This is a genomic window from Nocardioides deserti (genome assembly GCF_014266025.1).
Classification (GTDB): Bacteria; Actinomycetota; Actinomycetes; order Propionibacteriales; family Nocardioidaceae; genus Nocardioides; species Nocardioides deserti.
Map to the genome: position 1 here is coordinate 310,344 of NZ_JACMYC010000003.1, position 14,463 is coordinate 324,806.

Below are 14,463 nucleotides of genomic sequence, written 5' to 3' on the forward strand. Positions count from 1 at the left end.
CTCCGGACCGCGCTGCGGGGTCCCGGGCCGGCCCGTCCGGGTCGTCAGGCCGGCGCCTGCTCGAGGAGCTCGATGGCGCCCTCGGGGCACGCGTCGGCGGCGTCCTGGGCCTCGCCCAACAGCTCGTCGGGCACCTTCCAGCACTGTCCGCGCTCGGCGACGAACCCCTCCTCGTCGTCGTGCAGCAGGGTCGGGGCGACGCCGTAGCAGCGTCCGTGGCCCATGCACTTGGCTTCGTCGATGGCGATGTGCATGTCAGACGTCCCACTCCAGCGGCAGGCTGGTCATCGTGAGCTGGCCGCCGCGCTCGCGCAGCTCGGTGCCGTCGGGGATCTGGTACTCCGGGATCCGCTTGTGCCACTCCTCCATGACCACCTTGAGCTCGAGGCGGGCCAGGTGCATGCCGAGGCAGCGGTGCGGGCCGCCGCCGAAGGCCAGGTGCTGGTTGGCGCCCGCCCGGTCCAGCTTGACCTCGTCGGGCTCGGGGAACTTGCGCGGGTCGCGGTTGGCCTGGGCCACGCCCAGCCAGACCACGTCGCCCTTCTCCAGCTCCAGCCCGTGGAACTCGCCCGGCTCCTGGACCTCGCGGCCGGCCTGGATCACCAGGGGGAACGTCCGGAGGAACTCCTCGACCGCGTTGGGCACCAGGCTCGGGTCCTCGGTGATCGCCCGGCGGTCCTCGGGGTGGGTCGCCAGGTGGGCGAAGATGTAGCCCAGCGCCGACCGGGTGGTGTCGAGACCCGCCAGCATCAGCGTGAGGCAGATGGTGGTGATGTCCTCCTGCGGGATCGGCTGGTCGTCGATCCGCGCGGTGACCAGGCGGGTGACCATGTCGAGGTCGGGGTCGAGCGGGTTCTCCCGACGATCGTTCACCGCCTGGTCGAAGTAGTCCATGATCTTCTTCTTCGACTCCGTCGCCTCGGCCGGGCGGCCGGCGAGGAGGGCGTTGAAGTAGTCCTCCGACCACTCCAGGAAGAAGTCGCCGTCGCTGACCGGCAGGCCGAGCAGCGCGAGGAACAGGTCCGTCGGGTAGCGGATCGCGAACTCGGCGACGAAGTCGATCGAGCCCTCGGGCTTCAGCTCCTCGATCAGCTCGATGCACCGCTCGGTCGCCATCTGCTCCATCCGGCGCACCGCCGCGGGGGCGAAGAACTGGTTGAGGATGCGGCGCAGCTTGACGTGCTCCTGGCCGTTGAGGTCCTGCGGGAGCAGGCGCTCGTTGGACGAGCCGGGCCGCAGGGCTGAGCGGACGTCGGTGGTCCAGGTCACGTGCTGCTGGAACCCTTCGCGGACGTCGTCGTACCGCTGGAGCATGAAGAAGCCGCGGTCCGTCGTGTCGTTGAAGAGGAACCGGGCCTTCTCGCGGTCCGGGTCCAGAAGGGCGTAGTGACCGAAGATCTCGGTCTCCTGGGTGTAGTCGGTGTGGACGACGGGGCAGCCGCGGTGGGTCAGCTCCGCGCCCTCGGCCGACGTGGCCTCGGTCTGCGTCTCGGTCATGGGGATCTCTCTTTTGACGAGGAGGGGACGGGGGACGACGGGGCTAGTTGTCGCCGAGGCTCGGCAGCCAGGTGGCGATCTCTGGGAAGAGGATCAGGATCACCGTGGTGATGATGGCCATCGGCATGAACCACCAGCAGGCCATGAAGACGTCGTTGAGGGTGATCTTCTGGCCCTGATTGACCTCGGGCTCCTTCGTGATCGTGTGGATGATGAAGGCGAGGATGCCGACCGGCGGCGTGACCACCGCAAGCTCGCCCATGAAGACCGCGAAGACGCCGTACCAGAGCAGCGAGATGTCGAGCGACGCCAGCGTCGGGATCAGGATCGGGATGGTGAGGACCATCATCGGCAGCGGCTCCATGAAGGTGCCGAGCACGATGTAGACGACCATCATCATCAGCAGGAACGAGACCCGGCCGAGGTCCATCGCCTCGACCAGCTCGGCGAAGCCGCTGCTGATCCCGGTGAGGGTGAACATCCGCGACAGCGCCTCGACGCCGACCAGCATGAGGAAGATCGCGCCGACGCTGCTGACCGTGGCGACGGAGGCGTCGATGATCGCCCGCATGGCGTTGCGCTTCTGCCAGATCACCGTGATGAAGAGGGAGAACAGCGCCGCGACGGCGCCAGCCTCGGTGGCGGTGAAGACGCCGGAGAACATCCCCCAGATGATCAGGCCCATGATCAGCGGCACCGGCCAGGTGGCGGCGGCCGACTGGAACCGCATGCCCCAGGTGACGCCCTTCTCGCGCTCGGCGCGGGTGTGCTCGGTCTCCACGGCCGCCCACTTGCGGGCGAAGATCACGATCATGATCGTGAAGAGGACGGCGACCAGGAGGCCGGGGAACACGCCGGCCAGCAGCTGGGGCCCGACCGGCACCTCGGCGATGCCGGCGTAGATGACGAGCATGATGCTCGGCGGGATCAGCTGGCCCGGCAGGCCGGCGACGATCACGGCACCGACGGCGAGGCGCTTGTCGTAGCCCGCCTTGAGCATCTCGGGGATGCCGATCCTGGCCAGCGCGTAGGTGGTGCCGACCGAGGAGCCGCTCACCGCGGCGAGGCCGGAGCCCGCCAGGTTGGTGCCGACGGCGAGGCCGCCGGGGAGCCAGCCGAGCCAGTACCGGCCGGCCTTGTAGAGGCTCTCGGTGAGACCCGCCTTCCACAGCAGCAAGCCCATGAGGATGAACATCGGGACGACGCTGAGGGTCCAGTTCGCGATCTGGCCGTAGGCGAGGGTGGTCATGGTGCTCTCGACCAGGCGCTCGCCGCGCATCGCGTACATGCCCAGCAGGGCGGGGACCAGCATCGCGATCGCGATCGGCATCCGCAGGAAGATCAGGCCGAGCATCAGGACGATGGCGGCCACGCCGATCGCCTCGGGGACGAGCGGCATGAACATGGCCGTGGTCGACCCGGCCAGCACCACCACGGTGATGGCGAAGGTGATCCACGAGCGCCGGTGGTTGACCGGCGCGCCCTCGACCTCCGCCACCGGCGTCGGGGCGGCGGGCGGCGGGGCGTCCGCGGTCTGGGTCTGCACGAAGGGATCTCCCACGGTGTCGTCGCCGGGGCGCGTGTCGACGGGGTTGGTCGGTCCGGGGTTCATCGGCCCCCTCCTGCCGTGTGCGTGTGGCCGAGACGGACGGCCTCGTCGTGGGCCACCGGCCCGTCGTGGGCGAGCGCGTCGAGGACGGCCGCATCGCCGACGTCGGCGACGAAGTGGTCCTCCTCCGGGTGCCGGATTGCCTTCCAAGCCGCCACCAGGAACTGGACGGTGAGGCTGCCGAAGGCGAGCGGGACCAGGAAGTATGCGGGCCAGGCGACGAGGTCACTCACGCCCGCGGTCTTGCCGATCTCCTTGGCGTGCACCGCCTCGCCCCAGCCGAACCAGGCGAACCCGGCGACCACGACGCCGCAGAGCAGGAAGACGAAGGCCAGCACGAACCGCTTGGTGACGGTCGGGAGGATCTGGAAGACCAGGTCCGCAGCGATGTGCTGGCCGCGGTGCTGGGCCGCGATGAAGCCGAGGAACGCCACGAGCGGCAGGTACCAGTACTCGACCATCTCGAGGGTGTTGTCGATCGGGCTGTCGAACCAGGTCCGCATCACGGCGTTCGCCGTGACGTGGGCCATCATCACGAAGGTGATAAGGACGGCCGGCACCTCGATGAGGAGCTGGAGGCCGCGATCGAGGAGCTTGGACTGCGTGGCGCTCTCGGCCATGTCTTCCTCCGGGGGTGGAAGGGGAAGGGACCGGCTGCGGCCCGCTCGGGACGGACCGCAGCCGGGAGGGCTGATCAGGACGGGCGGCGCTCCGACCAGATCTTCTCCATCACGAGGTCGGTGTAGACCGACATGTCGAGGTCACCGCTCTTGAAGTTCTGGTCGAAGTCCTCGTAGCCGACCTCGGCCGGGATGTCGAGGGCCTCGACCTCGTCGAACCACGTCGCCGCGGACTCCTCGGCCGCGTCGACCAGGCCCTCGGCGTCCTCGACGCCGTCGCCGTTGCGGACCTGGTCCAGGAGCTTGGCGTTGGCGCCCTCGAGGGCCTCGAGCGCGTCGGCGTCGAAGTCGTTGAACGAGCCGTCATTCTCACGCACCAGCTTGGCCGCCTCGGCCGTATTGGGCCAGATCTTGTCCTCGATGTTGCTGCCGATGTAGACGTCCAGCTTGTCCCACATCAACTGCTGGGCGACCAGCGGGAGCGACTCCCAGGTGTCCTTGCTGAAGGACCAGCCGCCCGGGGCGAGCGCGAAGCCGGTCTCGTTGTTGACGGTCGCGTGCGGGGCCGCGGGGACGAAGCCGCCGAGGACGCCGACGGTCAGGGTCGCGTTGGCGCAGTCGACGACGCCTCGCTCGACCGACTCGTAGACCTCGGTGTAGGCGACGGTCGCGGGCGAGCCGCCTAGCGCCTTGATCTGCGCGGTCTGGGCCGTGCCGGAGGTCGAGACCGCCTTGCCCTCGATGTCGGCAAGGCTGGTCCGGGGTTCGCTGCACAGCAGCATCTGCGAGCCCGAGTTGAAGATCGGCACCAGCGGGACGATCCCGTGGTCGTCGAACTCCTGCATGATCTCCTCGTTCTGGAACGCGACCTCGTTGGGCCAGGCGTTCGACTGGAGGGCGCCGGCGATCACCGTCTGGTCGGAGATAAAGCCGGTCTCGATCAGGGCCACGTTGGCCGGGTACTCGCTGGGCTCGTAGATCGGGAGCGTCGAGGCCACGTCGAGGCGGCCGTCGTTGAGCGCGTCGTCGATCTCGGTGGGCTCGGCGACCGCGTTGGAGAACGCGACCTCGAAGGTGATCTTGCCGTCGGACCACTCCTCCACGGCGGCGACCCACTTCTCGATCGGGGCACCCGTGGCGCTGCCCTTGGGGCCGGGGCTCTGGGTGTTGAGCGTGATCGGGTCGACGTCGGCGAAGGCCTCCTGGTACTCCTCCATCGAGGCGCCAATCTCGACGCCCTCGCCGGAGCCGCCGGACGAGCTCCCGCTGCCCGAGTCCTCGGCACATCCGGCGAGGGCGAGGGCGCTGACGAGGCCGAGGGCCGCGGCCGCGACACCCGGCCGGGCGATCCTGCGCTGTGCTGCCATGGTTGTTCTTCCTTCGTTCGTGCGGCTCGCCGTCCCGAAACGGTCCCCGACTCGATTGCTCAGGTGACGTGTGTCACCGCCCTGCATATGATTCGCCTAGATTCAGGTTGAGGTCAAGAGTCCATGCGCATCAATGGCTCTTTCTTTGCACCAGACCACCAGCCCGTCGAGGGCCTCGACCTCTGAGCCGTGGACACGCAGCGGGTTGACCTCGAGCGAGTCCAGGTCGTCGCCCAGGCGCTCGGCGAGGCGGCCCACGGCGACCACCACCTGGCACAGCCGGTCCAGGTCGGCCGCGGGCCGGCCCCGGACACCCTGGAGCACCGCGGCGCCCCTCAGACCGGTCAGCAGCTCGCGCACCCGCGCCTCGTCCACCGGCAGCGGGGCGAGCGCGGCGTCGTCGAGCACCTCCACGAGGACGCCGCCCAGCGCCACCGCCAGGACGAGGCCCCACTCCTCCGATCGGGTGACCCCGACCAGCATCTCCGTCGCGGGCGGGCGCATCGGCGAGACCAGCACGCCGTCGAGCGCGGCCCCGGGCTCCGCCGCGGCGCACGCGGCCACCACCTCGTCGTAGACGACCGCTGCGGCGTCGACGGCGACGCCCAAGCGCACGCCCCCGATGTCGCTCTTGTGGGCGATGTCGGCCGAGACGATCTTCATCGCCACCGGCCCGTCGAAGCGGGCGGCGGCCTCCGCGGCCTCGGCAGCCGAGTGGACGTGGGCTGCCGGCACGACCGGTACCCCGGCCTGCTCGAGCAGCGCGCGGGCGTCCACCTCGGAGTATCGGCCGCGGCGCACCTCGAGCGGCTCCACGGGCTCCGGCTCGCGGCCGGCGCGCGCGACGTTGGCGGACCAGAGCACGACGCGTTGGATCGCCTCGACCGCGGCCCGCATCCCGGGCACCACGTGTGGCACGTTCCCGGCGCGCAGCACCTCACGAGTCTCGCGGCCGATCGGCTGCATCACCTGGGTGACGTAGAGCGCCGGGGCGGCCGAGGCCTTCATCCCGCGGCCGATCGCGTCGACGTACTTCTGGCCGTAGAACGGGCGGCCGTCCTCGCGCCAGGGCAACGAGTTGACCACCACGACGCAGCCGACCGACTCGTCGTTGCCGACCGCCTCGATCGCGTGCTCCCACAGATCGACGTCGACGATCGCGGCGCCCGTGACGTCGAGCGGGTTGTGGGCGTGGCCGAACGCCGGCATCTTCTTCGCCACCGCGGCGGTCGTGGCCGCCGAGAGCTCGGGGATCTCGGCGGCCGCCGCCTCGGCGAGGTCCGCGATGATGTCGCAGGCCCCGCCCGAGATGGAGACCACGCCCATGCCTGGGCGCTCGATCCGACCGGTGGTCGCCGCCACCCCCGCGGTGACCAGCATGTCCTCGATGGTGTCGACGCGGATCACGCCGAGGTCGGCGAAGACGGCGTCAATCACCCGGTCGTCGCCCACCAGGGCGCCGGTGTGGGAGGCCGCCGCGCGGGCGGCCAGCTCGCTGCGCCCCGCCTTGAGCACGACGATCGCCTTGCCCAGGCGGGCGGCCCGCCGGGCCGCGTGCGCGAACAGCTCGGGCTCGCGGATCGCCTCCATGAAGATCGCGACCGCGCGCACGGAGTCGTCGTCGACCAGGTGGTCGAGCAGGTGGGCGACGGTCACCATCGCCTCGTTGCCGACGGTGATCACGTGCGAGAGGTCGACCCCAGCCATAGAGGCAAAGTCCTTCATCGCCCCGCAGCTGGCGCCGCTTTGGGAGATCAGGGCTACTCCCCCGGGCTCGGTCGGAGGGTCGGAGAGCGTCATCGCCGGGATGCCGGCCGTGACGTTGACCAGGCCCAGCACGTTGGGCCCCATCATCGCGACCTCGAGGCTCTCGGCGAGCGCGACCAGCTCGTCCTGACGGGCGCGCCCCTCGGGACCGGTCTCGGCGTAGCCGGAGCTGAGCACCATGACCGCGCGGGCGCCGGCGGCGGCCGCGTCCCGGATCGCGTCGGCGGCTCGCGCCGCTGGCACCATGACGAAAGCCAGGTCGACAGGCTGCCCGATCGCGACGCACGACGGGTAGGTGGCGCGCCCGTGCACCTCGGGGCTGCGGGAGTTGACCAGGTAGGTCCGCTCCCGGTGGCCGGCGGCGTCCAGGTTGCCGTGGAGGAGCAGCGAGAAGGTCGACTTGTCGCTGGCCCCGATCAGGGCGAAGGAGCGGGGCGACAGCAGCGCGTCGAGCCCCTCGCGGCTCACCATCTCAGAGACCCACCGCGATGGACTTGGTCTCCAAGAAGGCGCGGAACCCCTCGGGGCCCATCTCCCGGCCGACACCCGACTGCTTGTAGCCGCCGAACGGCGACCCGTAGGCCTGCGGCACGCCGTTGATGCTGACCATGCCGGTGCGCACGCGGCGCGCGACCGCGACCGCCTCGTCCACGTCGGGACCCCAGACGGAACCCGAGAGGCCGTAGACGGAGTCGTTGGCGATCGCGACGGCCTCGTCGACGGAGTCGTAGGCGATGACGGCCATGACAGGGCCGAAGATCTCCTCCTGGGCCACCCGCATGGAGTTCTGGACGTCGGCCAGGACCGTGGGCATGACGAACCAGCCACCCTGGAGCTCCGGAGGAAGGGTGAGCGCGCCGCCGGTGGCGACGGTGGCACCCTCCTGCTCGCCGAGCTCGATGTAGCCGGCGACGCGTTCGCGCTGCCGCTCGCTGACCATCGGGCCGATCTTGGTGGAAGGGTCCATCGGGTCCCCGACCTTCTGCGCCGCCACGGCGGCGGCCAGCGCCTCGACCAGCTGCTTCTCGATCGAGCGGTGGACCAGGACGCGGGTCTGCGCGATGCAGGCCTGGCCGTTGACCATCATCGCCATCGGCAGCAGCTTCGGCACGACCTCGTCGAGGTCGGCGTCGGGCAGCACGATGGCAGCCGACTTGCCACCCAGCTCAAGGGTGACCCGGGCGACGCGCGACGCCGCCGCGGCCATGATGGCCTTGCCGGCGGCGGAGCTGCCGGTGAACGCGACCTTGTCCACCTCGGGGTGGTCGACCAGGTGGGCGCCGGCCTCCCGGCCGCCGGGGACGATGCTCAGCACGCCCTCGGGCAGCCCCGCCTCGGCAAAGGCGTCGGCGAACGCGTACGCCGTGAGCGGCGTCTCCGGCGGGGGCTTGAGGACCACGGAGCAGCCCGCGGCGAGGGACGGGGCGAGCTTGAGTGACGGCGTGCTCAGCGGGCCGTTCCACGGCGTGATCGCGCCGACCACTCCGACCGGCTCCTGAGTGACCAGGCTGCGGTTGGTGCCGTCGGTGCGGTACTCGTCGTACTCGAACGACCTGGCCATCTCGGCGTAGTAGCGGGTGTGCCGGATCGGGTTCGGCACGTGCGCCATCTCGCTGAACCACAGCGGGCAGCCCAGCTCCGAGGTGATACTGACGGCGAGCTCGGTGGCGCGCTTCTCCAGCAGGTCGGCTGCGCGGTGCATCACCTCGGACCGCTCCTCGGGAGCGGCGTCGGCCCAGGCCCCGGAGTCGAACGAGGCGCGCGCGGCCTCGACGGCCGCGTCGATGTCGGCGTTGCCGCCGAGGGCGGCCTCACCGACCCGCGCACCGGTGGCGGGGTTGCGGACCTCGATCGTCTCGCCGCTGCGAGGCTGCTGCCAGCGCCCCCCGATGAACAGCTCGGGGCGTTCGGTCATCGACACCTGAGGACTCCCTTGTGGTCGAGGCGTGAAAGCTCGGTTGCTTTTCATGATAATGAAACATATCTTATGAGCATGTGACACCGAGCACAAGGTCCACCAGCGGAGGGCACCTCTCATGACATCACCAGCGACGCCGCGCGGGACAGCGGCCTCGGCCTCCGTGCCGACACCGGGACACCACGTCGTCATCGTCGGCGCGGGCCTCAGCGGCCTGCGCACCGCCGAGCGGCTCCGCCGGCTCGGCCACACCGGCCCCCTGACCCTCGTCGGCGAGGAGGCGCACGCGGCGTACGACCGCCCGCCGCTCTCCAAGGCGCTCCTGATCCAGGACGAGGAGCCCGCGGCCCCGCCCGCCCTGCGTGCGGCGGAGAAGTACGCCGAGCTCGATCTCGACCTCCGGCTCGGCGTCCGCGCCGAGGCACTGGTCCCCGGCGAGCGGTCCGTGGTGCTGGGGGACGGCAGCCGGATCAGCTACGACCAGCTCGTCGTCGCCACCGGCTCCCGGGCCCGGCGCGTCCCTGCGTGGGAGCACCACCCCAACGTCCACACGCTGCGGACCTTCGAGGACTGCCTGGCACTGCGGGCCGACTTGCGCGCCGCCCGGCACCTGACCGTGGTGGGCGCCGGCGTGCTCGGCGGCGAGGTCGCCGCCGGCGGCCGCGCACTCGGCCTTGAGGTCACCCTGGTCGAGGCGCAGGCCGCGCCCCTCGAGCGGGTGCTCGGCGCAGAGCTCGGGGCCGGCGTCGCCCAGCTGCACCGCGACCACGGCGTCGACGTGCGGCTGGGCGTCGCGGTCGAGCGGCTTGGCGGCGACCACCGCGCCGAGCGCGTGGTGCTCGGCGACGGCACCGTCGTCGAGACCGACGTGGTCGTGGTGGCGATCGGTTCGGTCGCCGAGACCACCTGGCTCGCCGGCTCCGGCGTCCGACGAGCCGACGGGGTGCTCTGCAACCAGTACGGCGCCACCGCCGTGCCGGGCGTGCACGTGGTGGGTGATGCTGCCGTGATGCTTCACCCCGGCGCGACGACCCCGCTGCGCCTGGAACACTGGACCTCGGCGGGCGACACCGCCGCGGTGGTCGCGCACAACGTGCTCGCCGCTCCCGAGGAGCGCAAGCCGCTGACCGAGGTCCCCTACTTCTGGTCCGACCAGTACGACGTGAAGATCCAGGGGCTGGGCCTCCCCTCCCCCGAGGACCGGATCGACGTGGTGGCCGGCGACGTCGCGGAGCACTCCTTCCTCGCGGTGTGCAGCCGAGAGGGCCGCGTCCGCGCCGCCTTCGCCATGAGCATGCCGGCGCCGCTCGCCCGCTGCCGCAAGGCGGTCGCCGACGGCACCGCCCTCGCCGACCTGCTCGCGGCCGCCCCGTGGACCCCGAAGAAGAAGGTGAGCGCATGACCGGCACGGCCAGCACCAGCTCCACCGACCAGCTCCTCGCCGATGCGCTCGAACGGCTCCGGCGGCTGGAGGACGCCGAGACCGCCCGCAACCACCTGCACGCCTACGCCGAGACCCTCGACGACCCGACGCCCGAGGCGGTCGCCGCGCTCTTCACCGAGGACGGCGTCCTCGAGGTGCCGGCGGGCTCGTTCGAGGGGCGGGCGGCGATTGCCGACTTCTACCGGTCCCGCCTCACCCCCGACGACGGCGACAAGCGGCACTTCCTGGTCAACCTGCGCACCCGCCACCTGCAGCCGGGCCTGGTCGAGGTGGCGTCGTACTTCGTCTTCACCAGTCGCGAGGACGCCCGGTCGGCCCTGGGCTGGGGCACCTACACCGACCAGGTGCGGGTCGTCGGTGGCAGCGCGCGGTTCCAGCGCAAGCGGATCACCCCCCACGTCTTCACCGACCTCGACGTCGGCTGGTCCCGCGGCTGAGCGGGGCCAGCCGACGCCGGCGGTCAGTCAGGCCATCTCCCATTCCAGCGGCAGAGTAGTCAGGGACAGCTGGCCGCCGCGCTCCATGAGCTCGACGCCCTCGCGCAGCCGGTACTCCGGGATCCGCTTGTGCCACTCGCGCAGCACGAGGACGAGCTCGAGGCGCGCCAGGTGCATGCCGAGGCACCGGTGCGGGCCGAGGCCGAAGGCCAGGTGCTGGTTCACGCCGGGCCGGTCGGGGTTGTACGACTCCGGGTCCTCGAACTTGCGCGGGTCCCGGTTGGCCGAGCCGATGCCGAGCCAAGTGATGGTGCCCTGGTCGAGCCGGTGGCCGTTGATGTCGACGTCCTTGGCGGCGAGCCGACCGACCTGAAAAACTAACGGGTACATCCGCAGGCACTCCTCCACCGCCTTCGGGATGACCGTCGGCTCGTCCACGATCCGCTGCCGGTGCTGCGGGTTCAGGGCGAGGTGGCGGTAGATGTAGCCGAGCGCGCTGCGGGTGGTGTCCAGGCCGGCCAGCATCACCGTCTTGCAGATGGTGAGGATGTCCTGATGCGGGATGGGCTCCTCATCGATCCGCGCCTCGATCAGCCGGGAGACCAGGTCCAGCTCGGGGTCCTTGGGGTGGGCGCGGCGGTCCTCGACCGTTGCGTCGAAGTATTCCTCGATCTTGGCGCTCGCCGCGGCCGCCGCCTCCTTCTCCGTGCCGATCAGGCCGCCGAAGACCGTCTCCACCCACGGCAGGAAGAAGTCGGCATCGGTGAGCGGGAGGCCCATCTGCTCGAGGAAGATCTCGGTCGGGTAGCGGATCGCGAAGTCGGCGACCAGGTCGCACGAGCCGGCGGGCTGCAGCTCGTCGAGCAGCGCGGTCACCCGCTCCAGAGCGAAAGGCTCCATCCGCTTCACCGCCGCGGGCGAGAAGAACGGATTGATCACCTTCCGGACCTTGATGTGCTCCTCGCCGTCGAGCATGTTCGGGATGATGTCGATCTGCCGCGGCACGTTCATCGCGTTCGTGACCTCGCAGGAGAAGCCTGTGGACTGCAGTGCGGCGCGCACCTCGTCGTACCGCGTGACCATCGTGAACTCCCACGGCATGGCGTCGTTGATCAGCAACGGCCCCTCCTCCCGCTCGCGGTCGAGCAGCGCGTAGTGCTCGAGGGCGGGACGTGCCTGCATGTAGTTCGTATGGCTCACGGGACAGCCGCTCGGGTGCGTCATCGGCGCCTTCTTTCGTCATGGACGGAAGCGGCAGTACACCATTGCCTGCTAATGATGACAATGGTACAACGTGTTATCCGTCACGATCTGCGCACATCCGCCGCAGAATGCCCCACCAGAGATCGAGGCTCCGCATGACCTCACACCGCCCACGACATACCTGGGTGACCGCCCTCGCCCTGCTTCCCGCGCTGGGCCTGGCCGCCTGCGCCTCGGAGTCGGGCAGCGCCGCCGACAGCGGCGAGGAGGTGGAGCACGGAGCGTCGCAGGAGGAGTACGCCGAGGCCTTCGCCGACGTCGAGCCGATCGTCCTCAACACCCAGACGCCCGCGCCCAAGGGGTCCGTCACCGGCTCCTACATGGAGCTCTACCTCGACGCCGTCGAGGAGTGGTCCGGCGGCAAGATCACCTTCGATACCGCCTACTCCAACGCCATCGCGCCACCCGAGGAGATCGATGACGCGCTCCGCGACGGGCGGCTCGACCTCGGCCTCGTGCTACCGATCTACGAGCCCTCGGAGTACCCGGTGAACGCCGCGCTGATGGAGGTCTCCGTCCTCTCCGACCACGCCCCCGTGACCGGCACCCTCCAGCAGAACGCGTGGCCCAACCAGCTCGCCTTCGACACCCCCGAGGTCCTCGCCGAGTTCGAGGACCACGACATGAAGATGATGCTGCCCTTCTACACCTCGGGCTCCAATGCGCTGCTCTGCTCCGAGCCCCGGAGCGACCTGGCGGAGATCAAGGGGGCGCAGGTCAGCGCGGGCGGCGCGTCGGTCGGGGTGCAGGCGTCCGGCCTCGGTGCGAGCCCGGTCTCGGTCCAGTACACCGAGCTCTTCGAGAGCCTCGAGCGAGGCGTCATCGACTGCTCGATGACAAGCATGAACGTCGCCGCCCTCGCCGGGATCATCGACGCCGCCCCGCACGTCACCCTCGACCCCGAGGTCGGCCTGGCCCTCTCCCCCGGCGCGATGGCGATGAGCCGGAGCACCTGGGACGAGCTGCCGCTGGTCGCCCGGCAGCTGCTCTGGGACCGACTGGACGTCTTCGTCAAGGGCAACGTCGCCGACAAGATCTGGGAGAGCACCGCGCTGGCCTCCGACACGGTGGCCAAGGCGGGCGGCACGTTCTCGCCGCTCTCCGACGACGCCCGCGCGGCGCTGGAGGAGACCAACGAGAAGCTGCTCGCCGAGCTCGCGGGCGCCGGCAAGGTCAGCGACGGCGAGGGTTTCGTCGTGGACGCCCGGGCGGCCGCTGACACGTGGCGCGACCTGGTCGCCGACCTCGGCTACACCGACGAGGTCGACTACAACGAGTTCGGCAGCTGGTACTCCGCCGACAAGGTCGACGCGGAGAAGTACGCCGCGGCCTTCTTCGAGGAGATCCTGCTCCCGCATCGCCCGTCCTGACCGAGCTGACCGAGCTGACCGGCGGCGGTCGGCCCGGCTCCAAGGGGGCTCACCCCAGGAGCCGGGCCAGCTCCGCCAGGCGGCGCTCGCAGCCGGCCACGATCTCCTCGGTGATCCGTTCGGCCGAGCGCAGCTCGCCGAACGCCCCGACGACCTGGCCGACGAAGAACGACTCCAGCTCCCGGGCGCCCGGGCTGCCGGTTTCCGCCGCGCGGTCGATCTCGGCCCACGCGTCCTTGGCCAGGAGCAGCTGCTGCTGCATCGGCAGCGGTTCGGGCGCCTCCTGGCCGTCCCAGGCGTCGTGCCAGGCGCTGCGCAGCTGGCGCGCCGGCTTGCCGGTGCGAGAGCGCGACCGCACCGTGTCGGCGCTGGTCGCCTCGACGAGCTTCTGCTTGACGACCGGGGTGGTGACGTCCTCGTGGCTGTTGAGCCAGACCGAGCCGCACCATGCGCCGCTCGCCCCCAGCGCGAGCGCCGCGGCCATCTGCCGGCCGTCGGCGATCCCGCCGGCGGCCAGGACTGGGACACCGCCGGCCAGGTCCACGACCTCGGGAGTCAGCACCATCGTCGCGATCGTGCCGGTGTGACCGCCCGCCTCGGTGCCCTGGGCGACGAGCACGTCGACGCCGAGGTCGAGCTGGGCGCGGGCGTGCTTGCCCGCGCCGACCAGTGAGGCGACGGGGACGCCGTGCGCCCGGCCGCCGTCGAGCATGGAGCGCGGGGGCGTGCCGAGGCCGTTGGCGACCAGCGCCACCCGGTGGGCGAAGGTCACGTCGAGGATCTCGTGCACGCCCTCGGGCGAGAGCCCGCGGACGGTGTCGTCGGAGGCGCCATTGCCCCGCGTCGGGTCGGGCGCCTCGATCCCGTAGCGCGCGAGCAGCTCCTGCACGAACCGCACGTGCCGCTCCGGGATCTGCGCCCGCAGCGTGGCCAGCAGGTCGGCACCGCCCTCGGTGGCGGGCGGGACCAGCAGGTCCACGCCGTACGGGCGACCGCCGGCCTGCTCCTCGATCCAGGCGAGCTGGGCGTCCAGCTCCTCGGGCCGGTACGGCGACGCGGCGAAGACCCCTAGGCCACCGGCCCGGCTCACCGCCGCGACCACCCCGGGGGAGCGGCTGAAGCCGACCAGGGGGTGCCGGACGCCGACCATCTCGGTGAAGGCGGTGCGCAT

Annotated in this window: 12 protein-coding genes; 3 read left to right on the forward strand and 9 right to left on the reverse strand. The window is 70.9% G+C overall.

Going from position 1 to position 14,463, the window contains the following annotated elements:
* Positions 1-44 precede the first annotated feature (44 nt).
* The 7 genes from H7344_RS07055 to H7344_RS07085 form a co-directional block, all read right to left on the reverse strand.
* Entirely contained in the window at positions 45-254 is a 210-nt protein-coding gene (locus H7344_RS07055; protein ID WP_186345304.1) for a ferredoxin, read from the reverse strand.
* Position 255: 1 nt separating this feature from the next.
* Positions 256-1,497, reverse strand: a complete 1,242-nt coding sequence (locus H7344_RS07060; RefSeq protein ID WP_186345305.1) for a cytochrome P450 — start codon at positions 1,495-1,497, stop codon at positions 256-258.
* Between the two features lie 43 nt (positions 1,498-1,540).
* On the reverse strand, positions 1,541-3,109 hold the full coding sequence (locus H7344_RS07065) for a TRAP transporter large permease (RefSeq protein ID WP_186345306.1): 1,569 nt from the start codon (positions 3,107-3,109) through the stop codon (positions 1,541-1,543).
* Positions 3,106-3,726: a TRAP transporter small permease gene (locus H7344_RS07070; RefSeq protein WP_186345307.1), complete on the reverse strand. Its 621-nt coding sequence runs from the start codon at positions 3,724-3,726 to the stop codon at positions 3,106-3,108. The genes H7344_RS07065 and H7344_RS07070 overlap by 4 nt, the downstream gene beginning before the upstream one ends.
* Before the next feature lie 74 nt (positions 3,727-3,800).
* Positions 3,801-5,093 (reverse strand): TRAP transporter substrate-binding protein DctP, encoded by a 1,293-nt coding sequence (gene dctP, locus H7344_RS07075; protein WP_186345308.1) that lies wholly within the window; start codon positions 5,091-5,093, stop codon positions 3,801-3,803.
* A gap of 102 nt (positions 5,094-5,195) precedes the next feature.
* Entirely contained in the window at positions 5,196-7,331 is a 2,136-nt protein-coding gene (locus H7344_RS07080) for an acetate--CoA ligase family protein (protein ID WP_186345309.1), read from the reverse strand.
* A 1-nt stretch (position 7,332) separates the two neighbouring features.
* A complete protein-coding gene (locus tag H7344_RS07085) occupies positions 7,333-8,775 on the reverse strand; it encodes an aldehyde dehydrogenase (RefSeq protein ID WP_186345310.1) in 1,443 nt (480 codons plus the stop codon).
* A 166-nt stretch (positions 8,776-8,941) separates the two neighbouring features.
* Here H7344_RS07085 and H7344_RS07090 point away from each other — a divergent pair, with 166 nt between their 5' ends.
* Positions 8,942-10,180: an NAD(P)/FAD-dependent oxidoreductase gene (locus tag H7344_RS07090; RefSeq protein ID WP_222130340.1), complete on the forward strand. Its 1,239-nt coding sequence runs from the start codon at positions 8,942-8,944 to the stop codon at positions 10,178-10,180.
* Complete coding sequence (locus tag H7344_RS07095) at positions 10,177-10,659, forward strand: nuclear transport factor 2 family protein (RefSeq protein WP_186345312.1); 483 nt, start codon at positions 10,177-10,179, stop codon at positions 10,657-10,659. The genes H7344_RS07090 and H7344_RS07095 overlap by 4 nt, the downstream gene beginning before the upstream one ends.
* Before the next feature lie 27 nt (positions 10,660-10,686).
* Here the strand turns inward: H7344_RS07095 and H7344_RS21100 are convergent, their stop codons facing one another.
* Positions 10,687-11,859: a cytochrome P450 gene (locus H7344_RS21100; protein WP_222130341.1), complete on the reverse strand. Its 1,173-nt coding sequence runs from the start codon at positions 11,857-11,859 to the stop codon at positions 10,687-10,689.
* A 188-nt stretch (positions 11,860-12,047) separates the two neighbouring features.
* Here H7344_RS21100 and dctP (H7344_RS07105) point away from each other — a divergent pair, with 188 nt between their 5' ends.
* Positions 12,048-13,292: a TRAP transporter substrate-binding protein DctP gene (gene dctP, locus H7344_RS07105; protein WP_222130342.1), complete on the forward strand. Its 1,245-nt coding sequence runs from the start codon at positions 12,048-12,050 to the stop codon at positions 13,290-13,292.
* A 49-nt stretch (positions 13,293-13,341) separates the two neighbouring features.
* Here the strand turns inward: dctP (H7344_RS07105) and H7344_RS07110 are convergent, their stop codons facing one another.
* A complete protein-coding gene (locus tag H7344_RS07110) occupies positions 13,342-14,463 on the reverse strand; it encodes an NAD(P)H-dependent flavin oxidoreductase (RefSeq protein WP_186345315.1) in 1,122 nt (373 codons plus the stop codon).